General features: G+C 57.7%; 23 protein-coding genes. 14 read left to right on the top strand and 9 right to left on the bottom strand.

Annotated elements, in window-relative coordinates:
• Nucleotides 1–2 precede the first annotated feature (2 nt).
• Nucleotides 3–1,214 (bottom strand): DUF2865 domain-containing protein, encoded by a 1,212-nt coding sequence (locus FHS21_RS11940; protein ID WP_183661958.1) that lies wholly within the window; start codon nucleotides 1,212–1,214, stop codon nucleotides 3–5.
• A gap of 492 nt (nucleotides 1,215–1,706) precedes the next feature.
• Between FHS21_RS11940 and FHS21_RS11935 the strand changes: the two genes are divergently transcribed.
• From FHS21_RS11935 to FHS21_RS11910, 6 genes are all read left to right on the top strand, one after another.
• Nucleotides 1,707–2,081 carry an SH3 domain-containing protein gene (locus tag FHS21_RS11935; protein ID WP_246410986.1) on the top strand — a complete coding sequence of 125 codons (375 nt, stop codon included), beginning with the start codon at nucleotides 1,707–1,709 and terminating at the stop codon, nucleotides 2,079–2,081.
• 163 nt (nucleotides 2,082–2,244) lie between these two features.
• Nucleotides 2,245–2,619, top strand: a complete 375-nt coding sequence (locus tag FHS21_RS11930; RefSeq protein WP_112529135.1) for a YciI family protein — start codon at nucleotides 2,245–2,247, stop codon at nucleotides 2,617–2,619.
• Nucleotides 2,616–3,857 carry an RNA polymerase sigma factor gene (locus tag FHS21_RS11925; RefSeq protein ID WP_183661957.1) on the top strand — a complete coding sequence of 414 codons (1,242 nt, stop codon included), beginning with the start codon at nucleotides 2,616–2,618 and terminating at the stop codon, nucleotides 3,855–3,857. The genes FHS21_RS11930 and FHS21_RS11925 overlap by 4 nt, the downstream gene beginning before the upstream one ends.
• A gap of 104 nt (nucleotides 3,858–3,961) precedes the next feature.
• Nucleotides 3,962–4,393: a YybH family protein gene (locus FHS21_RS11920; protein ID WP_112529131.1), complete on the top strand. Its 432-nt coding sequence runs from the start codon at nucleotides 3,962–3,964 to the stop codon at nucleotides 4,391–4,393.
• Nucleotides 4,394–4,657: 264 nt separating this feature from the next.
• Nucleotides 4,658–5,803 (top strand): alpha-D-ribose 1-methylphosphonate 5-triphosphate diphosphatase, encoded by a 1,146-nt coding sequence (locus FHS21_RS11915; protein ID WP_112529129.1) that lies wholly within the window; start codon nucleotides 4,658–4,660, stop codon nucleotides 5,801–5,803.
• Nucleotides 5,804–5,815: 12 nt separating this feature from the next.
• A complete protein-coding gene (locus FHS21_RS11910) occupies nucleotides 5,816–6,955 on the top strand; it encodes an alpha-D-ribose 1-methylphosphonate 5-triphosphate diphosphatase (RefSeq protein WP_112529127.1) in 1,140 nt (379 codons plus the stop codon).
• A 13-nt stretch (nucleotides 6,956–6,968) separates the two neighbouring features.
• Here FHS21_RS11910 and FHS21_RS11905 read toward each other — a convergent pair whose 3' ends face one another.
• The 7 genes from FHS21_RS11905 to FHS21_RS11875 form a co-directional block, all read right to left on the bottom strand.
• Nucleotides 6,969–7,589: a DapH/DapD/GlmU-related protein gene (locus FHS21_RS11905; protein WP_183661956.1), complete on the bottom strand. Its 621-nt coding sequence runs from the start codon at nucleotides 7,587–7,589 to the stop codon at nucleotides 6,969–6,971.
• 93 nt (nucleotides 7,590–7,682) lie between these two features.
• Nucleotides 7,683–9,311, bottom strand: coding sequence for an MFS transporter (locus FHS21_RS11900; protein ID WP_112529123.1), 1,629 nt, complete (start codon nucleotides 9,309–9,311; stop codon nucleotides 7,683–7,685).
• Nucleotides 9,312–9,900: 589 nt separating this feature from the next.
• Nucleotides 9,901–10,716, bottom strand: coding sequence for a formylmethanofuran dehydrogenase subunit C (locus FHS21_RS11895; RefSeq protein ID WP_183661955.1), 816 nt, complete (start codon nucleotides 10,714–10,716; stop codon nucleotides 9,901–9,903).
• Nucleotides 10,713–11,621 (bottom strand): formylmethanofuran--tetrahydromethanopterin N-formyltransferase, encoded by a 909-nt coding sequence (fhcD, locus tag FHS21_RS11890; protein ID WP_112529178.1) that lies wholly within the window; start codon nucleotides 11,619–11,621, stop codon nucleotides 10,713–10,715. The genes FHS21_RS11895 and fhcD overlap by 4 nt, the downstream gene beginning before the upstream one ends.
• Before the next feature lie 5 nt (nucleotides 11,622–11,626).
• Entirely contained in the window at nucleotides 11,627–13,255 is a 1,629-nt protein-coding gene (locus tag FHS21_RS11885) for a formylmethanofuran dehydrogenase subunit A (RefSeq protein WP_183661954.1), read from the bottom strand.
• On the bottom strand, nucleotides 13,249–14,343 hold the full coding sequence (locus FHS21_RS11880) for a molybdopterin-binding domain-containing protein (protein WP_112529117.1): 1,095 nt from the start codon (nucleotides 14,341–14,343) through the stop codon (nucleotides 13,249–13,251). Before FHS21_RS11880 ends, FHS21_RS11885 begins: the two co-directional genes overlap by 7 nt.
• 228 nt (nucleotides 14,344–14,571) lie before the next feature.
• Nucleotides 14,572–14,961 (bottom strand): 4a-hydroxytetrahydrobiopterin dehydratase, encoded by a 390-nt coding sequence (locus FHS21_RS11875; protein ID WP_112529115.1) that lies wholly within the window; start codon nucleotides 14,959–14,961, stop codon nucleotides 14,572–14,574.
• A gap of 100 nt (nucleotides 14,962–15,061) precedes the next feature.
• Here FHS21_RS11875 and FHS21_RS11870 point away from each other — a divergent pair, with 100 nt between their 5' ends.
• The 7 genes from FHS21_RS11870 (at nucleotide 15,062) to fae (ending at nucleotide 21,495) form a co-directional block, all read left to right on the top strand.
• Nucleotides 15,062–16,027 carry a beta-ribofuranosylaminobenzene 5'-phosphate synthase family protein gene (locus FHS21_RS11870; RefSeq protein ID WP_112529113.1) on the top strand — a complete coding sequence of 322 codons (966 nt, stop codon included), beginning with the start codon at nucleotides 15,062–15,064 and terminating at the stop codon, nucleotides 16,025–16,027.
• Nucleotides 16,028–16,061: 34 nt separating this feature from the next.
• Entirely contained in the window at nucleotides 16,062–16,958 is an 897-nt protein-coding gene (locus FHS21_RS11865; RefSeq protein WP_112529111.1) for an NAD(P)-dependent methylenetetrahydromethanopterin dehydrogenase, read from the top strand.
• Nucleotides 16,924–18,063, top strand: a complete 1,140-nt coding sequence (locus FHS21_RS11860; RefSeq protein ID WP_162701899.1) for an ATP-grasp domain-containing protein — start codon at nucleotides 16,924–16,926, stop codon at nucleotides 18,061–18,063. Before FHS21_RS11865 ends, FHS21_RS11860 begins: the two co-directional genes overlap by 35 nt.
• Entirely contained in the window at nucleotides 18,060–19,013 is a 954-nt protein-coding gene (gene mch / locus FHS21_RS11855; protein ID WP_112529109.1) for a methenyltetrahydromethanopterin cyclohydrolase, read from the top strand. The genes FHS21_RS11860 and mch overlap by 4 nt, the downstream gene beginning before the upstream one ends.
• A gap of 47 nt (nucleotides 19,014–19,060) precedes the next feature.
• Nucleotides 19,061–19,975, top strand: a complete 915-nt coding sequence (locus tag FHS21_RS11850; protein WP_112529107.1) for an ATP-grasp domain-containing protein — start codon at nucleotides 19,061–19,063, stop codon at nucleotides 19,973–19,975.
• Nucleotides 19,972–20,835: a triphosphoribosyl-dephospho-CoA synthase gene (locus FHS21_RS11845; RefSeq protein WP_112529105.1), complete on the top strand. Its 864-nt coding sequence runs from the start codon at nucleotides 19,972–19,974 to the stop codon at nucleotides 20,833–20,835. Before FHS21_RS11850 ends, FHS21_RS11845 begins: the two co-directional genes overlap by 4 nt.
• 153 nt (nucleotides 20,836–20,988) lie before the next feature.
• Nucleotides 20,989–21,495 carry a formaldehyde-activating enzyme gene (gene fae / locus FHS21_RS11840; RefSeq protein ID WP_112529174.1) on the top strand — a complete coding sequence of 169 codons (507 nt, stop codon included), beginning with the start codon at nucleotides 20,989–20,991 and terminating at the stop codon, nucleotides 21,493–21,495.
• 120 nt (nucleotides 21,496–21,615) lie between these two features.
• On the opposite strand, the gene FHS21_RS11835 is transcribed toward fae, so the two are convergent.
• The gene (locus FHS21_RS11835; protein ID WP_162701898.1) at nucleotides 21,616–22,323 is read right to left on the bottom strand and encodes a HisA/HisF-related TIM barrel protein; all 708 of its coding nucleotides are present in this window, start codon (nucleotides 22,321–22,323) and stop codon (nucleotides 21,616–21,618) included.
• 27 nt (nucleotides 22,324–22,350) lie between these two features.
• Between FHS21_RS11835 and FHS21_RS11830 the strand changes: the two genes are divergently transcribed.
• A complete protein-coding gene (locus tag FHS21_RS11830) occupies nucleotides 22,351–23,415 on the top strand; it encodes a hydantoinase/oxoprolinase family protein (protein WP_112529170.1) in 1,065 nt (354 codons plus the stop codon).
• The last annotated feature ends 10 nt before the right edge of the window (nucleotides 23,416–23,425 follow it).

The following is a 23,425-nucleotide window of genomic DNA, read 5'->3' as shown; positions in this document are numbered from 1 at the left end:
GGCTATTGAATTCGTCGCATAATGTCGGACGCTATCGTCTTGACGATATTCTCAGGCGTGAGGATGCTGGCTTTGCTTTCCTGGACCTCCGTTTCCGGAGGTTGAGCAGTAAAATCTGTGGGATTGGCTTCATTGGGGAAAAACGCTGGGCCGACGGTCCTCACATTTTCATGGGGCGCCTCGTCTTCATCAATGTCTCCCTGAGACAAGGTATCAACGTCGGGCTCTCCCACCGCTTGCGACGCTGATGTGGCAGGCTTTGATTGGGAAACGGGCGTGCCCGGTTCAGCAGCCATCATGTCGGCTTGAGCATGGCACGTGCAACCCGGCACGGCTTTGACACCCGCTGTGCGGTAATTGAATGCATTGGGAAGCTCACTATAGGGCTTCTTGTCGGCGACGGATATCATTGCATCCGACTCCTGTTCGGGCACCGCGTGATAGTACAATTTCGCGTTCCCGGCCGGACACATCGCATTGCAGGCATTCTGATCACGCGCAAAATATTTCGGCTTCGTCGAGAACGAGATCGGGAAATAGTAACCATCGCATGTACGCACACAAATGGTTCGATAACCCTTTTTGACGACGCCGTTAACGCTTGGCTCCGTCCCCTCATAGGTCGCGGCAAGCGTCTCCGGCGCCGCAGACACCCTGCGGTGTGCCTCGCGTTCATCCAATTGCCGTTTGACCATTATTCTGGAGGCAGGCTTTTGCTCCTCGTCAGAGCCAAACAGAACTTCCAACAAGGTCTTGCGACGGACATTGGATGAATCATTGTTTCTGCCAGTCGAAGCCACTTTGTCATTGCAACCTCTGGCCTCCATTGAGGCCAGAATCTGCTGGCGCGAAGGCTGCGACGAACCGGATCTGTCACTCGCATTTTGAAGCTTTGTGAGTTTGGCGGACATCGCGTCAATCGTTTGAGCATAGCGCTTGCACAGTTCAGGATCCCCACGGGAAAACAGGAAACCTCCGCAGCCTTCCCTGCCTGCTTTCGCCCGCATCTGTTGGAGCTGTAGCGCTTGTCGCTGCACCAGAGGGCTGTTCTTCTGTGAAACACTTCTGCCGCTTGAGGCGGCCGCCAATTGCTGCTGCAAGGTCGCGCATGCCGTAGCGGCGGCGTGGGCGGTTGTGAGGGATGTCGGAACAAGCGCCGATATCAACCCGGTCGCAACTAAAAGTTGAAAGAAAGGAAACAGCCGCGTTGCCATCTGCAGCTCCTGAGATGCCGCCAACTTTGAAGAAAGCTTGATCGCGTTAAATGTCGGAAAAAACGAATGCTTGGCGGAGTTGCCAGATCGCAATACTCCCGAATTTGGCGAAGCTTCCTATTTGAGAATAACTCATTCTTGCACTCAACGTAATCCCAATTATTTATTTATCGTATTAATATTAATGACGGTTTTGTGAAGTACGGAAATTTCTTGCGCCAGTAACTTGTCTAACCATCAACCACTCTCTCAGAATTCATTCGTCAAGTTCTACTCTTTGAGACCCGTGAAATCGGACCCCATTACGTAATGGATAGCTGGCTATGATTCACGCGCACTCTTTACATTTTTTGATATAACGAGAAATTCTCGGAGAATTCATTTGAGACATGCGGTAACCTTTACCATTATCTGAGAAGCCTCTCGACAACACTTCGGGAATCGCATTTGTTGCTGGTTGAGGGTGAGTGATGCAAAACGGGAAGTGACCCAATGTCTAACAAGCTTTTATCAGCCATTTTGATTAGTATCGGGCTGTTTGCTTGGCCAGCATCGGCCTTGGCCGACGTCGGCTATACAACCGGAAATGTTAATCTGCGCACCGGACCAGGAACCCGTTACGCTCGTGTCGGGACCTTATCTGAAGGGACGCGCATCAATGTTCTGGGGTGTCAGCCGAGTTGGTGCCACGTCGCAACTCAAGGCGTCCGTGGATGGCTTTCTGCCAACTATGTCCAGCGGACAAGGGTTATCGTACAACGCCCAGTGGTCATTCGCCCTACTGTCGTTGTAAGACCCCCATATCATTATGGTCATGGTTATCGCCTCGTCCGAAACCGAATCGTCCGCGGCCCAACTGCAAAATAGCACCCGGATTCCCTTGCAGGTAATTGTGTGACGGAATGGCGGGATGGCCCCTTGGTGCTGGTCCCGCCATGGTGCTGCAACCATTTCCGAGAATGCATAATTTTCTAGACCCGATGTCGGGATTGGCCATAGTGGATCGTCTTCAAATGAGAAGGAACGATCCATGCTTTACGCCATACTTTGCTATAACCCCGAAGACGTTGTCAGTTCCTGGACCAAGGAAGAAGATGACGCCGTTATGGCGCGCCTCGCAGTCGTCCAGGAAAAGCTTACCAAGCAGGGACGTCTTGGCCCTGTCGCAAGGCTTCTTCCGACGACTGCTGCGACCACCCTTCGCAAAGGTCGCGAGGACCCTATTGTCATAGATGGCCCATTTGCTGAAACAAAAGAGCAACTTCTCGGGTTTTACATTGTCGATTGTCAATCGCTGGACGAGGCACTTGAAACGGCGCGAGACCTTGCGCGCGCAAACCCGGGCACTGGCTCCTACGAGATAAGGCCGGTCGGTATCTTCAGGCCAGGATCGAGTTTTCCATGAACGACACGAACTGGATCGATGCAACCCTCGTTGCGGCCCGCCCGCAGGCAGTTGGTGCATTGCTTCGCTACTTCCGCAATCTCGATACGGCGGAAGAGGCATTTCAGGAGGCCTGCCTTCGCGCGCTGAAAAGCTGGGGAAAGAACGGTCCGCCGCGAGATCCCACTGCGTGGTTGATCTTTGTAGGGCGCAACAGTGCGATCGACGTCGTCCGGCGGCAGGTAAAGCAACAGCTTCTGCAACCCGAGGAGCTTCTGTCGGACCTGGAAGATGCGGAAACCGCTATCGTCGAGAAGATAGACGGTTCCGACTATCGCGACGATATTCTGCGCCTGCTGTTCATTTGCTGTCATCCGGATCTTCCCCCAACGCAGCAAATCCCCTTGGCGCTTCGGATCGTGTCAGGCCTGTCTGTCCGGCAGATCGCCCGCGCCTTTCTCGTCGGCGAGAGTGCAATGGAGCAGCGGATAACACGCGCAAAGAGTCGTATTGGAGCTGGCGAAATACCATTCGAAACGCCTGGGCCGATCGAACGGGTCGAACGGCTCGCAGCAGTCGCAGCCATGGTCTACCTGATCTTCAACGAAGGCTATTCGACAGGTAGCACCGAGGCACAAGCACGATCGCCACTATGTGACGAAGCAATCCGCCTTGCGCGATTGCTCCTGCGAATCTTCCCGACTGAGCCGGAGATTATGGGATTGACTGCACTTCTCCTGCTGCAAAGTGCCCGTTCTGGCGCCCGCTTCGATAAGGACGGCTCCGTGATACTGCTGGAGAACCAGGATCGTGATCTCTGGAACCGCAGCATGATCAATGAGGGGTTAGCACTGATCGACAAGGCAATGCGCCACAGAGCGCCCGGTGCCTATCAGATTCAGGCGGCAATCGCTGCGCTGCATGCACGGGCCAAGCGCGCAGAGGATACGGATTGGGCCGAGATCGATCTGCTTTATGCAGCACTCGAGAGGCTGACACCCTCACCCGTAATCACACTCAATCGTGCCGTTGCCGTCGCGAAGGTGCGAGGTCCCGCCGAAGCATTGGCGCTGATCGAGCCTCTGGAGGACAGGCTCTCCGGTTATTTTCATTTCTTCGGTGTCAAAGGTGGCCTGCTGATGAAGATAGGCCGCACCAGCGAAGCTCGCGAGGCGTTTAATCGCGCAATCTCTCTCGCCAATACGGCTGCAGAAGCCGCCCACATCCGAATGCATCTTGATCGGCTTGCGCAAGACTGACTCCACCAACTGAACTGATTCTATCAACTGAATTGATTTCGCAGCCGTGTCGGATCGGCGGTTGTTCATTCGTCCTTTGTTTAGAGGTAACGAAGGAGAACAAAATGACCACTCACGACGAGAAAAACGCAGTCGCAACTGTAATAGAGGACTGGTCGAAAGCAATCGGGAACAAGAATGCCGCGCAAGTCTTGTCTCATCTTGCCGATGATGTTGTACAGTTCTCGCTCGCTCCACCACTGCGATATCAGGGCAAGGAGGCCGAAGACCTGCAAGGCTGGTTCGATACGTGGGAAGGACCAATCGGCATTGAATCGCGCGACATGGCGATTACAGCCGGCAACGATATTGCTTTCGCAACGAGTCTCGTCCACATGACGGGCCGGAAAACCGACGGCGAGAAGCCGGACCTCTGGTTTCGCCAGACGGTTGGTTTGATTAAACAGGACGGCACATGGAAAATCGCGCATGAACACGCCTCCGTGCCCTTCTACATGGATGGAAGTTTCAGGGCTGCCGTCGATCTGAAGCTATAGTCCCACCCGTATTACCCGGGAGTTCGCGCGATACAGGAAGTCCATTCCTGTATCGCGCGAACTCACCTGTGCTTAAGCAATACTTCGCCCGTAGTTTCGGTGACTTTGTCACGTCCCTGTCATGAAAAGCGGGATAAGAACCACATCGGATTCCCCCAAAGACGCATTGTCACAAGGACGCAATCTTTAGATCGCCAACTTTGATTGGCGCGTGCGGCGTCATTGCCGCCATTCCTGGCTACCGCATTTCGAAGGAAGCACACGATGAACGAATTGATTCTTACGGGCGCCCGCGTCGTTCTTGACGATGCAATCATCAATGGTTCGGTGCAAATCGTCGACGGCACGATAGCCAGCATAGACATGGAACGTTCGGCCGTGCCGGGTTCGATTGACGTCGCCGGCGATTATATTCTGCCTGGTCTCGTCGATGCCCACACCGATCACCTTGAAAAACATGTGTTTCCTCGCGCTCACGTCAAATGGGATATGCTGCGGGCGGTCATGGCACATGATGCTCAAATCATCGGCGGCGGTGTCACAACGGTTTTTGATTCGCTGTGCGTCGGCGCCACCATCAAGAATCCCGAACGCCGCGAGATACTTGGACCGATGATCGACGCGCTCGAATATGCCGGAGCAAAGGGCATGATGCGGGCTGAGCATCTTGTGCATCTACGTTGCGAGATCACCGACAACATGACGCCGGCGCTGATTGCTGAAAACATCGACCGGGACATTGTGCGTGTGATCTCGATCATGGAGCACATTCCGGGTAAACGTCAAAGCCATGATGTATCGAACTATCTCGACCGGCGAATGAAGGAAACAGGCAAGGATCGAGCGGCTGTCGAAGAAGAAACGCGGGAGTTGCTGGAAAGCCTCGAAGCAAGTTCAAGTGAAGTGCGGCACCTTGTCGTCGAATTTGCCAAGACGCGCGGTCTGCCCATGTTCAGTCATGACGATCTGACTGTCGAGCATATCCGCATGGCGCATGCCGAAGGGGTGCGTGTGGCGGAATTCCCGGTCAGCATCGAGGCTGCGCGTGAGGCGCGGGCCCAATCCATGTTGATTGTGGCGGGTGCACCGAATGTGCTGCGTGGCGGGTCACAGTCGGGCAACGTGGCCGTAACAGAACTGCTTGCCGAGGGACTGGTAGACATCCTGACCTCGGATTATGTGCCGCGTTCCATGCTGGATTGCGCCTTTTTGCTGGCAAACCGGCCGGAATTCGACACTGACCTGCCTTCGGCTGTCCGCATGATGACCAGCGTTCCGGCGCGGGTTTGCGGTCTTGACGACCGCGGTGAAATCCTTCCGGGCTTGCGCGCAGACCTTATTCGGGTACACCTAGCGGAGAATATCCCCGTCATCCGCTCGGTGTGGCGGCAAGGGCTGCTCGTCAACTAAAATGGAAAAATCATGACCGAAATGCTCGTCACCAACGCCCGGCTGGTTCTGGCGGATAGCATCCTTGACGGGGCCATAGGCGTTCGAGATGGCCTGATCCAGGACATCGGAGAAGGGCCAAGCTCCATTGCCGATGCCGTTGATTTTGAAGGCGATTTTCTCATTCCCGGCTTCGTCGAGCTCCACACGGACAACCTCGAAAAGCATCTGCAGCCCCGCCCCGGGGTCATGTGGCCCTCAAGTGCCGCATCGGTGGTTGCGCACGATGTGCAGATTGCCGGCGCTGGAATTACCACAGTATTCGATGCTGTCGCAGTCGGCGAATATTCTGCCGCAAGTGCACGCCGCCAGATGATCACAACTACAGTGGAAACTGTTGCTAATCCGCGTGTAAGAGAAGTACTTCGCAGCGAGCATCTGCTGCATTTGCGCTGCGAGCTGGCGGATCCGGCTGTGCTCGATATTTACAAGCCGATTGCGGACAATCCTTACGTCAAGCTCGTCTCATTGATGGATCATACACCCGGTCAGCGGCAATGGGCAGATCTTGCCAAATGGCGGCAATTCAATCGCGACAAGAAGTGGACCGATCTCGAATTCGACCAGATGGTCGCAGATCGAATCGCGGCGCAATCTCAATATGTTAACCGCTATCGAACCGCCGTGATCGACCTTGCTCGCGAGCACGGCAGCGTGCTGGCCAGCCACGATGACACAACGCCGGAGCACGTCGACGAAGCCATGAACGACGGCATCTCCATTTCCGAGTTTCCGACAAGTATAGATGCTGCAGCCCATGCCCACCGGCACGGTATGAAAGTCGTCATGGGTGCACCGAATGTGGTTCGTGGCGGGTCGCATTCAGGCAATGTCTCGGCAATCGATCTGGTGCAACAGGATCTTCTTGACGGGCTCTCTTCCGACTATGTTCCCTCGAGCCTGATGCAATCGGTGTTTTTGCTCAATCAGAGTGCCGGAATCGATCTTGCCAAGGCGGTATCGTTCGTTTCAGCCAATCCAGCCCGTATGGTGGGTCTGGATGACCGTGGCGTTATTGAGATAGGCAAACGGGCCGATTTCAGCAGAGTCCGACTGATAGATGGCGTCCCGGTCATACTAAGCGTATGGCGAGAAGGAAGGCGCGTCTCCTGACGCGCCAGTATTCTCAAGTACTATACTTCTCGACAAAGGCCTCGGCGCTCAGGGCACGCATATCGGGAAGCGTTTCTCCAAGCTTTTCGTGACTCCAGTCCCACCAAGCGAGAGAGATCAACTTTTCCGCAAGTATTTCCGGATGGCGGCGCTTGATGAATTTTGCCGGCACGCCAGCAACAATCTTATATGGCTCGACATCCTTGGTTACCACCGCGGAAGAACCAACGACGGCCCCATCTCCGATGGTAATACCCGGCATGATAACTGCTCCGTGACCGATCCACACATCGTTGCCAATAATCACCTTGTGATCGCGACGCCATTGAAAGAATTCATCGTCGTCGCCAAGATCAAAACCAAACTGGCGTGAGCGATAACTGTAATGATGCTGACTGGCGCGCCACGTTGCATGGTTTCCCGGATTGATGCGGGTAAATGCCGCGATGGAACAGAACTTGCCGATCTTCGCGTAAATAATCGAGCCATCATGCACGATGTAGCTGTAGTCGCCGAACTCCGTTTCGGCGATGGCCGTGCGCGCGCCAACCTCGGTATATTGCCCCAGCGTGCTATCCCGCACGGTAGCCGTCGGGTGAATTGTCGGGGCAATCCCCAGCATCTTTTCGCTCATCTTCAACGCCTCTTGTTTGCATATGAATCGTTTGGCGGCTTTCTAAGCCCCGCATGCAACAACAATATGAATGTATTGAGCAATTTAACGTTATCAGGACAGATCAATCGGTGTTTTGTGCGCGGCGATATCGTGCGGCAGGATGGTTTGGCGCTCGATCATGCGATGCACGCGCGGTTCCGACAGACCGCGATGCAACGCGCGGATCCGGTCGCCGATGGCGGCGTCAGCCTGGGTTCGCCGCTGGTTGTGACGCACATACTCGACCCAGGTCGGCGTGTGGTAACTTTCGGTCCAGATTTCAGGGTTCTCCAGATCGCGCATCAGCGCCCAATGCCCTGCCCCATCGCGAATGCGGACCCGCCGCCGCGCCGCCATAACCTCAAGGAAATCAGGGACATCGTCCTCGGCGATAACATAATTTATCATGATAACGATGGGGCCGCTGCGCGGTTTCAGGTCGAGTTTCAGCAGCGGCTCGCTGAACCGATTGAGCGGATCGAGATTGAGCGTTTTAAACTCAGGCAAAGCATAGCGCAGGCCAATTGCCGCGCCGAACAACATGACTATACTTGAAGCGAGCAGTGCCCTGTCTGCGCCATACTCGCCCGCTGCAACACCCCATAGCCAGCTGCCGCCGGCGATGCCGCCAAAGGTAGTCGTCTGATAAAGCGACAAGGCGCGACCGACGACCCAGCGCGGCGTCGAGAGCTGGACCGTCACGTTGAACAGCGAAAGCGCAAGCACCCAGCATGCACCGGAAAGCAGCAATGCGACATTGGTCGGCCAGACATTGCTGCTGACTGCGGTGAGACCGGCACTCACTGCGAAGCCAATAAAAGCAATGCGAACAATGGCTTCGCTCGACAAATATTCCCGCAGACGCGCGCTGATCAATGCACCGGCGATCGCGCCGATGCCGAAGGAGCCGAGCATGACGCCGTAAACCAGCGGGCCGCCATGAACGAGATCACGCGCCACCAATGGTAAAAGAGCGAGAACGGCGCTGGCGGAGAGGCCGAAAATGAAGCTGCGAAAAATCACTTTTCCGATGTTCGGGGACATCGCGACGTAGCGCAAACCGGCGGAAATCGCCCGCCCCAAAGTCTCGCGCGGCAAGGGATTGGCGTCGTATTTCGGCTGCCAGCGGAACAATGCATAAATCAATGGCAAATAACTTATAGTATTGACTGCGAACGCCGCCGCGGCGCCCGCTATAGCCACAATCACACCGCCGATAGCCGGGCCAACGCTGCGGGTAATATTGAAGCCCATGCTGTTCAATGCGACCGCATTCGGCAAATCATCGCGCGGTACCATATCCCCCACCGACGCCTGCCATGAAGGGTTGTTCAGCGCCGTTCCGCACCCGATCAAGAAAGTGAAGCAAAGCAGCAACCATGGCGTGATCAGGTTGAAGTGAGAAAACAAGGTTAGAAAAACCGATACGCCGAGCATGAAACACTGCGCGACAAGCATCACCCGGCGACGGTTGAAATTGTCGGCAAGAGCGCCGGATACCAACGAAAACAACATGATAGGCAGTGCCGTCGAAGCCTGAACCAGCGCGACCATATCGACTGAATCGGAGATGGTTGTCATCATCCAGGCCGCGCCGACTGACTGGATCAGGGAACCGAAATTGGAGGAAAGACTCGCGAGCCAGACAGTTCTGAAAATATCATGTCTGAATGGCGCGAGTGGCGATGCCCGGTCTGTCACCTCGTCAACTTTCTTCTTTGGAAGACATTGAGCGTTACTATCCCGTTATAAGCGAGACTCCACCGATTGCCAGCCGTCGAATTCCTCCCTCCCGCCGATTTGCGGGTTTCTCACAACTTCATACAATTAGATTAAACGCGCCGGTTGAGATTCTTGCAGCAGATTCGAGGTTTCTTGTATGAGATTCCGGCATTCGTGCATGAGAATCGCAAGAAGACGCGCGATATCTGCCCCCAAAAACACCTTTCAAAACCTCGAGAATGGCAGTTTCCAGCAATCCGGCGGCAGATTAATTGAACGAGCGTTTCTTTAATTTTTTTATTGGGGTCTGCAGGCCAATTTTTACGTGGCGGGTGGGCTTGGCAACACCGCCATGTGCGTGGTTCGCCCTTCGACAGGCTCAGGATGCTCACCATGAGGGAGGTGGGTTGGTTGCAAGTATCCTGAAAGGATGGAGATACCTCAAACGTGTCGATACCTAAAGGTGTCGATACCTAAACGTTGGCGATTGTCATTGCTATCAACTCACCTCCCTCATGGTGAGCCTGTCGAACCACGCACTGCTCCACTACCAATCGAGATTGCTTTTTTACCTGCCGCGCCGGAACAGAATCTCGCCCTTGCCGGACACGGCAACGTCGCCGCCAAATTTGCCCGGTGTTGTTCCGAGCAGCGGCTTGTCCATGATTTTCTCCTGGATAAGAAACTGGTCGAACACGCCCGAAAAAGCGATGTCGGTTTCACCGCAGTCAACAAAGGTCGGGGCAAGATTTTCCGGACGGCGGTCCAGGAACAGGGAGCCGCGTTTCATCAGGTAGCCTGGCATCGCACCGACGCGGCCGGCGACGACAATCGACCCGGCGATCATGCGGTAGCCGGCATAGTCACCACAACCTTTGAGGATGGCAATGATACCGCGACGCAGTCTCTCACCTGCATAATTCCCGGCCTTGCCGCGAACGATCAGCAAGCCGCCTTCCATGCCGGTGATTTCACCAGCGAGCGGCCCGCCGAGATAGTCTCCGGCATTGCCCTTGATCTCAAGCCGGCCATCGACCATACCCGAACCCGCATGGTTGCCGGCGCTACCGTCAATGAGCAGAGAACCGCCGGACATTTTCCTGCCCGCCTCAAGACCGACATCGCCAGTGACGCGAATGGCACCACCGCTCAACCCGGTACCGACCTTGTCGAAGCGCGCGCTGCCACCCTCGAAAACGATGCTCTGCGCATCTTTGCCTGTGACCTTGAACATATCGCCCACCAGGGCGGGATCGCGGGTAGTTCCGATACGCAGCTTGGCGATCTGCACATCCGTCAACCCGGCCAGCCCGGCCGGTGTCAAGGCCGACAGGTCGAGGCGTTCTTCCGGTTCGGCAAGCAGCGAGAAGGTCAGCGCTTTCATGGCAGCAGATCCTTCAGGTGGTAGTGGAACTTGCCGAGCTTGCCGCCATAATTACCGGCGCTGATCCGAACCGCACCTCGCTTGGGGCCAAGTTCGATGACCGCCTTCAGACCTGCGCGCATGGCAGCCGTCACAGCGTCGTTGTTCTCGCCATCGATGACGATCTCCAGCACTGCATTAACCTCCGGCGTTAGCGCAGAGTTGACGAGGCCGCGCAGGGTCGGCGCAAAAGCATCATTGGTCGAGGCCATCATGCCCTTATACTTGCCGCCGACTTTCGAGCCCGACCGGACGACACCTCCCGGGAACGGCATGATCGCGCCGGGAACTTTTTCAATGGCGGCTACGGCGCGTTCCGCTGCGCGCAGGGCCTTGGCGTTATCGGCAGCAAGGAGCAGAAGATTGCCGCCGCCAACGGCAAGCTTGGTCAGCCCCGTTGTCGCCTCGCACAGGAACTCGCCATCCATCACCGGCACACGCCAATAGTGCTTGCCGCCAAACTTCTTCGATATCTGCCAACCGTCGCCGAAGTAGCGCAGCGCATTGCCGAGATCGAGCGGCGCCGTTCCTTCAAGATCGGCAAAGCAGGCGCTACCGGGCGATGTCAGCACACATTGGCCGAGGCGGTTTTTCAACTGCTTCTGCAACTCGTCCGTGCCCATGGCAAAAATCATGACACGGCAACCCGGCCGGCCATCCGGGGTTTTCGATGCCGGCAGATCCCTGTCGATTGCCGCCTCGCAGCCGCAGCCGATGACCGAGGTGGCATAGCCAGTCATGGTGATGGCGGCTTGCCGCGCCCATTTCAATGTGGGCGCCGTGATGATGATCGCAGTGGCGCGCATGCCGAAGGCTTCGGCAAAAGTATCGTCGATAACGACGCCATTGCGGTTCAGTTGATGCATCTCGTTCATGAAACCACCTCCGCAAACGGGTCCGGACGCTGGATAGCGGAATCCGGGAAGGTGAACCAGTCGAGCGAGAGTCCATAGCGCTCTTCGTGGTAGGCTTGCATGCGCTTCACCATCGCCTTGTCCGGTGGCGGATTGAGCCGCAGGGTCTTGCCCCAGCGATAATGGGTGACCTTGCCGTTCTTGACGACGAGATCGCCATTCTTGAAAACCAGCGCCGCTTCGCGGAACATTTTTGCGATGTCCCTACCCTTGCGATAGACCGCTATATCGGCAATGCCCCCTGCCCCGAGGTGACCGCGATCCTTGAGGCCGAGGAGCTTGGCGGGAGCTGCGCGGGTCATGATGGCGATCTCTTCCAGCGTATATTCGCGGCGCACCGAGGCGAGCGTCGTCAGCCCGAGCGCCGTTGCATTGAGCTCCGTGGATTTCGCATCGCGGGCATTGCTGCTCATCAAAAGTTCGAAGAGTTCCGGATAGGCGGTGAAGGGCGCACCGTTCGGATGATCGGTGGTGAAGTACACGCGCCATGGATCGGTGATGAGCAGGAAAAGCTCGAGGCCTACCGCCCATTGCAGCGAGCCGTAATAGTCCTGCTTGTAGCGATAGGGCACGATGCCGCCGCCGCCATTGCCGTCGCCATCCAGAATCACGGTCTTTTTCGGGCTGGCATTACCGATCGCGGAAAACTGCCGCATCACGTCCGACGAGATGGTCACCGTCTGGCCGAACATCACCTGGCCAATGTCGATTGTGACATCCGGATTAGCGTTGACGGCTTCCGCCAGCCGCGCCGCTTCCGACGAGAATTTACGCTTGCCCTCGGTGCCATAGCCATAGAACTGCAGATGGGCGAGATGCAGCGGCACACCTTCCGTGGCGGCGATTGTTGCGGCGGCCGTATCGGCACTGCCGGCAATGCCGAGATTATTGGCGTGCACATGCAAGGGATGCGGAACGTCAAGCCGCGTCACCGATGCCTGCAGCGACTTGACGATCTTGCGCGAGCTGACGCCATATTCCGGCACGGTATCATCGAGCGAGAACGAGCGGACATTCTCCTTGAAGGCCGCCGCCGCACCGGCATTGATGACCTTTACACCGAGGGCGCGGGTCGATCCGATGACCCAGGCGACATAATCGTCGAGCATCGCCTTGGATTTGCTATCGCGGAGGAGCGACAGGGTAAAATCATCATTGCCGAGGATCGCAAGCGTCGCCTTGTCGATGATCGGGATGTCGGCGAGTTCGAGATGCGTATGCAAAGCGGTATACGGCGCCATCGCCGGCTCGACAACGGTCGTGAAGCCCATCTGCGCGTAGAGCGTGCCAGTCTGGAAGGTCGACCAGCCGGCATTCGACAGTGGCGTATTGGCCGGGCGCGGCAGGTGCGAGCGGTGATGTTCGGGCAAGAGCAGACGCGCGGTGTTCACATTGCCGCCGCCGATATGCGAATGGATATCGATGGCTCCAGCCATGACGATGCAGCCGGAGACATCGTGCGTCTCATCCGCCGTCGCACCCTTCGGCGCATCGACGAGCAGGCCGTCCCTGATCCAGACGTCGCGCTTTGCGGTTGCGCCGTTGACGGGATCGACGACCTCTCCGCCGGTAAGACGGATCAGCATGGCAGAGCCTTCTTGCCCGGAAGAGCTTCCGCGAGTTGACCTATGATGCTCGAGACGCTCGGCAGTTGCGAAGGCTGGGCGGCCTGCACCGCCCTGAATGTGCCGGTCCGGCTTGAGTACGAAACGCCATCATGATCAATGCCGGCCTTGCCGACGGAAATCGTGATTTTGGCGCCCGACGTTGGAGCATTGGTTTTGCTCAGCGATATCAGCGGGATCTTTCCCCCCCGAGGGGGAGTTTCGCCGCCTCTCGTCGACATCCAGACATGAAGGTCCGCTTCCTTGTCGCGGATCATGCGCTGGATGTCCCATCGCCCGGGGTCATAGCTTGGGAGGCTATTCGAGAAACCTGTTCGGGGCGGAAAGCCCGTCATCCATAGCGAGGTGAGCGCGGTGCCCCACGCGTCGTCATCGGCGGGCAGAAACACACTGCTGGCGCGGCCGGTCTTGTTGAGGTCGGCGATCAAGCCCTGCAGCATGACGAGGCCGGCGGTTTCGCCCGACGTGCCCGAGAAGACGAACACCGGGAATTGCGCCGTGGTCAGGGCCTTCTTGAAACGGTCGATATTGGTCAAGGAGGCAGCAATGCGCTGGCCCTGCAGCCCGGCGCGAAGCACGCCAAGCGCGGCAGGAAGGGACAGAACCTCTCCGCGCAGTGATATCGCTTTCAACTTGCGGGCGAGCTTGCCAGCTTCGGCCGTTTCGGTTCCATCGATATGGAACCAGCTGCGCTTTTGCCTGTCGCCGAGATCCGGCTGCGAATCCGCCCAGGCCCGCAGGAGTTCGTGATGGGCGACGGGAATTTCGCCGACGATGACGATCAGGCTCGAACGGCGGCGCGCTTCTCCCGGCGTCGTGAACATGCCGCCGTGATCGGTGAACAACGCAACCTCTTTGGCAAGCAAATCGCCTGCGGCATGATCGTAAGCGCCACCTAACCTTTCGGCGAGCGCTATGGCACTGCGCGTACCATGCACATCCGCATCGAGGGTGAAAACTGGACAGCGGCTGGACGCCAGAAGCTTTGCAGCATTCCGAACAGCATCCGTCAAAGGTACCGGCTGGCTGCCAATCCATGCAACCGACATATTCCGCAACTTTCTGGTGCCTGCCTGAACTTAGCGACCTTTTTTTCGAATGTGAACCCCAGGAATGCGCCGATATTCACGCCATGACGGTCTGCAAACGGCATTTTCTGCGATCCGGTGCTCACGTACCTTCAAGTACGCTTCGCTCCGGTTCTCGAAAACCACCGTTTTCGCCTCGTCAGGATCGCGAATCTCGTCACATCCCGTCGGTGTGTAAAATATTTGAGATCAATCGTCGTACTTAACGTAGGCGAAGCGCTGGTCGGTTTGCGGCGTTCCTTCCAGCGATCCCGCCTCCTTGCCCGGTTGCCAGTGAACGACACTCTCGATTTTTTCTGCGAGCTCGAAATCCTTGTCGGTAATGCCCTTGGCAGCATGGTTCTGAAGCAGGACCTCGACCCATGCGTAGGAGGCCTTCAGATCCGGATGATGCCAGGCGGCTTCGGCGAGGTGGCCAACGGTGTTGATCACCATCAGGGTCGACTTCCAGCCATGGGTCTTGTACTTGCGGCGAATCCAGCCGTTCTCATAGCGCCAGTGCGGCAAATCCGCCTTGAGCTTTTCGTTGATTTCGCTTTCGGAATATACCTTTTCCTTGGGCTTCTTCTCGTCGGTCATGGCCGATACTCCACTTCTTCATTCATGATGCTTGCACCTCGGTCGAAAGACGATATCATAGTGCAGGGCCCGATTTTTGAGATTGTGTAAAGAATAGCAAATGTCGGAATCCGTCACCATTAAAGTCCCGGCGCGCCTTCATCTCGGCTTTCTCGATATACCGCGTTCTGGCAGCGACCGCTTCGGCAGCGTCGGCTTGCCTGTGCAGGATATCGCGACAGTCCTGACGATTTCCCGTTCGGCCGAGACACAGGTTCAAGGTGACGAACAGGCGCGCATCGAACAGCATGCCCTGACACTGTGCAATCATCTCGGCATCAAGGCGCAACACCGTATCAATGTGCAGCGAGCGATCCCGCGGCATATAGGCCTCGGTTCCGGCACACAGATCGCGCTGGCTGTCGCGGCTGCCATCCGCACGCTGCATGGTCTGCCGCTCGACGCTGTCAACGACGCAGTCCTGCTCGGACGCGGCTCTCGTTCCGGCATCGGTATTGCTGCATTCGAAGAAGGTGGCGTGATCGTCGATGCGGGCAAAGGCGCTGGCAGCGCGGCACCCACCGTCATTTCGCGCATACCTTTTCCCGAAGCCTGGCGCATCATCCTCGTCTTCGATGCCTCGACGCAAGGCATCCATGGCGAGGCCGAGATCGAAGCCTTCCGGACATTACCGCCGTTCCCGGTCGAAACCTCGGCTGCAATCTGCCGCCATGTGCTGATGGGTATCATGCCGGCGCTGTTCGAACAGGATCTCTCATCGTTCGGCCGCGCTGTGGAAGCGATCCAGGCCGAGATCGGCAACTATTTTGCACCGGCGCAGGGCGGCGTCTTCACCAGCAAGCATGTCGAAGCCGCCATACGGCAGCTGGCACAGGCAGGTGCTGTGGGTATCGGCCAGAGCTCATGGGGACCGACGGGTTTCGCCTTTGCCGCCTCGCAGACGGAGGCGACGCGCATTGTCGATGCGATCGGTGGGCGGTCGCCCGGCACCACCATCCAGATCGTTGCCGGCCGAAACGCGGGTGCGGATATCACGCACACCACATTAAACTTCGCAACAGCTTAAGTTCAGGGCCCATTATCAACAAGGAGCGGAAACAGTGAGCCGCAAAACCATCCTTCACATGCTGACACCACTTCGGCAAATGAGCCCGTTCGACGTCAATATGGCGCTCGATGCAGGCTACGACGCCGTAGTCCCCTATACGGATGTCACCCTTGCCGATGTCGGCAATCTCGTCCAGGACGCGATTTTTTCGCGCCCGCCGGATGCGGGTGTTGCGACAGGCATTTTCCTTGCGGGCAAGGATGCGCCGACGGCGCTCGACATGCTCGATGCGGCGAAGAAAGCCATGGTGCCACCCTTTGAAATATCGGTTTTCGCCGATCCGGCAGGCTCGTTCACCACGGCGGCGGCGATGGTCGCCAAGGTCGAAAAGGCGCTGATAAAGCACCATGACCGCGAATTGAACGGAACCTCGGTGGCAGTCTTCGGCGCGACGGGTGTCGTCGGCTATTGCACAGCGGTCATCGCGGCCGAACAGGGTGCGCGGGTGACGATCGTGGGGCACGATGGCATTGAGCGCGTGCAGGAGATTGCGGCATCGATCAAGCAGCGGTTTGGCGTAACAGTCGAGCCTGCCGACGGCTCGACGGAAGCGAAAAAGGCTGCAATCGTGGAGGGCACGGAAGTCGTGCTGGCGGCGGCAAAGGCCGGCATTCAGGTGATTTCGCGAGCGCAGCTCGGCTCTGCGGGCGGGCTTCTCGTCGCCGCTGATGTGAATGCCGTCCCGCCGGCGGGTATCGAGGGCTTGAAAGTCAATGCCAATGGCGAGCCGCTCGATGCGACACAGGCCGTCGGCATTGGTCCACTCTCCATCGGCAACGTCAAATACAAGACGCAAGCCGGTTTGTTCGAACAGATGATCAAGGCGAAAAAGCCGGTCATCTTTGATTTTCGGGATGCATTCACCCTTGCTCGCGACCTCGCCAAATAATCCCGCGATCCTGATCGCCGCGATTTCCGGACGCTCTCTGGCAGCGGCAGCGCGGCGTGCGGGTTTCCGGCCACTGGTCGCCGACCTTTTCAACGATGCCGATACGCTGGCACTGGCGGAGCGCGCATTGAAACTTTCCGGCAGCCTGCAGAGCGGGATCGACGAGGAGCGGATCACCCGGGCGCTGGCTGAACTTGCAGGCGACGACCAGCCGGTGGCTGTGATCTATGGCTCAGGCTTCGAGCGCAGGCCAGAGATGATCGAGGCGATTTCATGCCAGTTCCAGATCGCGGGTAATACTGCGAAAACGGTCCGCCTGGTGAAGGATCCGGCCGGACTGGCGCGACTATGTTCCGAGCTCTTGATACCGCATCCCGATATTCGCTTCGATGCTCCGGAACATCCGCAAGACTGGCTGACCAAGCTCGCCGGCGGTGCAGGTGGGTCGCATGTAAAGCCCGCCAATGGCAATGCGTCCGGATACGAACATTATTTCCAGCGCTTCATTCCGGGCAGGAACCTTTCCGCGCTCTTTCTCGCCGACAGGCAGGAGGCGCACATTGTGGGCTTCAGCCGGCAATGGTCGTCTCCTTCGGAGCACACGCCATTTCGCTATGGCGGCGCGGTGCGACTGCGGCGCTACGACAAAAACAAGGCAGCCCGGATCGAGGAATGGCTGACGGCTTTGACGAAGCGCACCAACCTTGCCGGCCTCAACAGCGCGGATTTTATCGATGGCGATGCCGGCCTGCATCTGATCGAGATCAATCCGCGCCCGGGCGCGACACTTGATATTTTCGATAGCGACCAGACCCCGCTGCTGCGCGAACACTTACGCGCCGTCATGGGATCCAACGTAACCTTGCCCGCCTATAGGGGCTCGACCGCTTCGGCGATCGCTTACACGGCGAAAGCAATCAGCGCCTTTCCGAAAATCGATTGGCCGGCGCTGACGGCGGATCATCAGATGTCAGGAACAACACTTGAAGCAGGCGACCCTGTCTGCACGGTTTTTGCCACGGCTCCTTCCGCTGCAGCAGCGATGCGCGCCGTGAAGAGCCGCGTCAAGGAGCTCGCAGTTAACTGGAGGGGGGATTTTCCATGAGGGACGGTCATGCCTATCTGAACAGAAACGCGCAACGCATAGCCGACAGCATGATCGAGGATGCGGACCGGCTCGGCGTCAGTCACAGTCGCGGAAGCCTCGGCGAGCATTTGATCGATGCGGGCGCAAACAGTCCAGGCGGCATCGAAGCCGCCCTGCGTATCGTCGAAATCTGCCTCGGCGGGCTTGGAACCGTTTCGGCAGGGCTGAGCGCGGGCAAGTGGCCCTATTCTGTCAATGTCCGCTCGTCGCAACCGGTTCTCGCCTGCCTTGCCAGCCAGTATGCCGGGTGGAATCTCTCGCACGAAAAGTACTTCGCCATGGGTTCCGGTCCCGTGCGTGCGCTGGCACGGGTGGAGCCGCTTTTCGAGGAAATCGCCTACCGCGAACCCGAGGCTCAATCATCCGTGATCGTGCTTGAGACCTCGACCCCGCCGCCGGCTGCAATCATCGACAAAGTTTCGAAGGCGACAGGGCTTGCGCCTGACAGGCTGACTTTCATCTATGCTCCGACGCAAAGCCTGACGGGCGCAGTGCAGATTGTCGGGCGCGTGCTCGAAGTCGCGCTGCACAAGGCGCACGACCTCAAATTCCCGCTGGCCGATATTGTCGATGGTGCAGGCCGCGCGCCGATCCCCGCGCCGCATCCTGACTTCCTGCAAGCCATGGGCCGGACCAATGATGCCATCATCTACGGCGGAACCGTCCAGCTGTTCGTCAAGGGCAGCGCTGAAGCGGCGCGCAACCTGGCGGAGCAACTGCCGAGCCATACGTCTCGCGACCACGGCCAGCCATTTGCCGATATTTTCAAGAAGTTCAAAGGGGATTTCTATGCCATCGATCCGCGTCTGTTCAGCCCCGCCGAGGTGATCGTTACAGCGATCGAAACCGGTGATACGTTCCGTCACGGCGGAATTCACGACGCAATGCTGGAACAATCCCTGGGCTGAGAGCCCGCACCGAAACTCTACTGCAAAACGGGCTCTGAGACGCAGACATGACAGATACGATACTGATCCTTTCGGACCGGCCCGACCGCCAGGTGAAACATCTGCGCGCCTCATTACGAAAGCTCGGGTTCAACGTCCTGGCGCTGCCGCTGGTGGATATCGGCTTCGACAGCCGCTATCCCTCCGGCATTGCGATCCCGCGCTTGAACGGAGCCCTGCCCGCAGCAGTGATCGTGCGGTCGATTTCGTCGGGCACATTCGAGGCGATCACCCGCCGTCTCGGCATCCTGCATGCTTTTGCGCATCTTGGCGTTCCCGTATGGAACTCGGCCAAGGCCATCGAGCGCTGCGTCGATAAATCCACCACCACGTTCCTGCTGGCACAGGCAGGACTGCCGACACCGGAAACCTTTGCTGTGGAAAGCGTCGCCAATGCCCGGTTGGTTGCGGCCCGCGAGCTCGTGCACGGTCCACTGGTGTTGAAGCCGCTGTTCGGCTCGCAAGGGAAAGGCATTCGCCTGATCCGTAGCATCGAGGACCTGCCGGAGCCGGAAGAAGTCGATGATGTCTATTATCTGCAGCGTTTTGTGGCGCGCCCTGGACCCCCTTACTGTGACTATCGCGTTTTCACTTGCGATGGCGAAGTGTTGGGCATGATGGCGCGGCGGGCTGAAGGCTGGATCACCAATATTGCCAAAGGGGCGAAGGCGGAGGCTGTCGAAGGGCCGTTGCGCGCCAAGCTGGAAAGCCTTGCGCTTGCGGCTTCCGCAGCCATCGGCACCGACTTCGCCGGCATCGACATCATTCCGGCAGCCGACGGCAAATTGCTTGTTCTCGAGGTCAACAGCATGCCCGCCTGGACCGGGCTGCAATCCGTCGTCCCTGTGCGCATCGCCGATTGCATCGCCAACGCCCTGGCGGCTTGGATCGAGGACGAACTCGACGAGAGACCGGCCGCGTGACCGCGACGCGCGAACAGATAAGGCGCGCCTATATCGATGCCTGTTATCGGGAGATCGACGCACTGAAGCCCGGCAATGTGCATCGTTTTGCCGACGGTCACCGCATGAGTGCCGAGCAGTTTTTCGAAAGCGCGCAGGCTTCATCGCAGGCGGTAACGGACCCCGCCCTTTCCACCGGACAACGCATTCTTGGCGCGGTCAGGGAGACTCGCCGCAAGGTCGGAACCAACACCAATCTCGGTATCCTGCTTCTATGTGTTCCCTTGGCCAAAGCGGCGGCAAATGGCGGGCCAGACCTTGAACGCGACCTTGTCACGATCCTTCAAAAACTGGACGTTGAGGATGCGCGCGATGTCTTTTCGGCGATCATGCTGGCGCAGCCCGGTGGCCTCGGCTCCGCGCCCAAACATGATGTCTCGACTGTCCCGGAGGTGTCACTGCTGGAAGCGATGGGCGAAGCTGCGGATCGCGACATGATTGCCCGGCAATATGTCAGCGGATTTGCCGACATTTTTGACGGTGGTCTCAAGGCTTACAATGCTGCTGCAGATCGGGGCGAGCACGCGATGTGGCCAGTCGTTTTTACCTATCTGTTTTTCCTTTCGGCATTTCCCGACAGCCATATTGTCCGCAAGCACGGCAGTGCATTTGCTGGAAAAACACAAAAGCAAGCGCAACAAATTCTGACGCAGGTCGAAGTTCTTAACGATGGCAAAGAGCGCGAAAAATTGCTTCTTGCTTTCGACGCCCAATTGAAAGCCGACAACATCAATCCCGGAACCTCGGCGGACCTGACAGTCGCGACGCTTTTTGCATTTGGACTCAACTCTCTCTTGCATAATGGCGAGGTAAATGCTTGAATTTCCCCAGCGGATTTCGTCCGCTGCTATCTGGCCAACCGACCCCGCTCGAAGGGTGCTGTGAACAAGGATAGCTGTCCATCGAGAGTCGTGTCTCGAGGTACGGCGTCTTTGGACAAACCATTGGGAAAACGGTTTAGGAGGAAATTGGCCGTGGCAAAAATCAATAAGGTTATGGTTGGCGAATCGCTGATTGGCGATGGAAATGAAGTCGCGCACATCGATCTTCTGATCGGACCGCGTGGCAGCGCTGTCGAGACGGCATTCTGCAATGCACTGACGAACAACAAGGACGGGTTCACTTCCCTTCTTGCGGTTATTGCGCCGAATATGGCGTGCAAGCCGAATACGATTTTGTTCAACAAGGTTACGATCAAGGGCGCCAAACAGGCGGTCCAGATGTTCGGACCTGCGCAGCATGCAGTGGCTAAAGCGGTTCAGGACAGTGTTGCCGATGGCACCATTCCAGCGGACGAGGCTGACGATCTGTTCATCTGCGTCGGCGTCTTCATCCATTGGGAAGCAGAAGACGACGCGAAGATCCAGGACTTCAACTATCGTGCAACCAAGGAAGCGCTTCAGCGCGCAGTGACGGGCAAGCCGACTGCCGCCGAAGCAACCGCGCAGCGCGATTCAGTCAAGCATCCATTCAGCGCTTAGACACGAGACAACCCCGCACAGAGCAAACCCTCTGTGGAACCGGAGGGTCTGTTGCGCCGGTTGGCAAAAAGTCTGGGCTTCTAGACATGAAGAAGGGGGACACCCCCTTCTTCCACTGCTTCATCCCCGATTTTCATTCTGCATCAGAGACGAGACCGTCTCGGGTGTCAGCGCACCGCTATGCAGCGCCGTTGCCACGAGTGCCGCCGAGATGCCTATAGCTTGCAATCGTTCAAGATCATGCACATTGCGCACCCCGCCGGCGGCGATCACCGCACGATGTCCGGCACGGCGCTTGATCTCTGTCAGGCGCTCGAAATCGGGACCAGAATTGGCCCCGATGCGGCCAAGCGTCATGACGATAATGCGCGATGGCCAGTTGTTTGCGTTTTCAAGAATCGATCGGGGACCAAGGAACGCGTCGCCCCGGAAATCCAGCGAGAGAACCAGGCGCGCGTTGGAGTGGCAGGCCTCCAGCAACGACGAATCAATTTGGGATTCGGAGCCAAGGACGGGCCAGATGCCGTCTGTCGCAAGCGCGATTTCCAGTTGCTCCCGATCGTTAAAACCGGCGTCTAGCCAGATATCCGAGTTCGACACCAATGGCTGCAATTGGTCCAGGGAACTTGCCCGGCGGCGCTCTATCGCATCGAGATCGGCGACATAGAAAGCCGAAAAGGGATAGACTTTGCGCAAGCCAGTCGCGACATCGAGTATATCGGCGGTTGGGCTAAGCGGGGTTTCGATGGGCCGGTAGGAATCGCGATCGCCCAGGCGCGCGCGCACCACGAGACCATCTTTTATGTCGAGTACCGGAATGATATGCACGGGTATGATCCAAGGAATGATGCGCCCATGAAATCCCGATTTGCCAACGAAGGAAAGGCTCTTGTTACCGGCTGGGATATCGGCGGCGCTCATCTCAAGATGGCGCAGTGCCTGGATGGCGAGATCGTCTCGGCGAAAATCTTCAAGACATCGCTCTGGCTCGGGCTGGAGCAGACGCGTGAGGCATTGCGAGAGATCGCTCCGCTGCGGGGCGAAGGCAATATCAATGTCTTCACCATGACCGGCGAATTGTCCGATACATTCGCCTCGCGCGACGCGGGAATTGCCGGCTTGCTGGACTTTATCGAGGAAGAATTCGGCGTTGAGAACACACTGATCTATGCGGGTCGATCTGGGTTCTGCGATGTGCGTGCAGCGCGCAGCCTTGGCAGCGATATCGCCTCTGCCAACTGGCACGCCACCGCAAGCCTGAGTGCGAAGCTGACGGGCACCGGTCTGTTCGTCGATATGGGTTCAACGACCACCGACATTCTTGCGTTCAAGGATGGCGTGCTGGTCAATGACGGATATTCCGATGCCGAGCGGCTCTTGACCGGTGAGCTGGTCTATACGGGTTTTGCCCGTTCCGCGCTGATCGGCATCGCCGCACTGGTACCGGTGCGCGGACACATGACGCCGTTGATGAACGAATATTTTGCCAATACTGCTGATCTCGGCCGCATTCTCGGCACGCTGGACGAGGCGGATGACAAATATCCTTCGGCGGACCGGCTGCCAAAGACCGTCGCGGGTTCCATTCAACGCATAGCGCGTATGGTCGGGCGCGACAGTGGCGACCTTGAAGAGCACGAATGGCTCGATATTGCGCGCTGGTTCAGCGAACATCAGCTGCGCATGATCCACGATGGGGCTTTTCGCGTTGCGCGCAAGCTGGATCACGCTGCGCCGGTCATAGGAGCGGGCATCGGGCGGGCGCAAATCATGCAATTGGCGAAACGCATGGATCGCCCTTACATCGATTTCGGGTCGTTGATTCCTGCCGTCGGGGATGCTCGCGACGACGCCAGCAAGGCAGCGCCTGCAGCGGCCGTCGCGTTGCTTGAGTACCTGGATCACCAAACTGGCGCGTAGGCCTGCGAGA

The sequence above is a fragment of the Phyllobacterium trifolii genome (assembly GCF_014192095.1).
Classification (GTDB): domain Bacteria; phylum Pseudomonadota; class Alphaproteobacteria; order Rhizobiales; family Rhizobiaceae; genus Phyllobacterium; species Phyllobacterium trifolii.
Note: the sequence above shows the minus strand (reverse complement) of the source record. Positions and strands in the feature narration are given on the sequence as shown.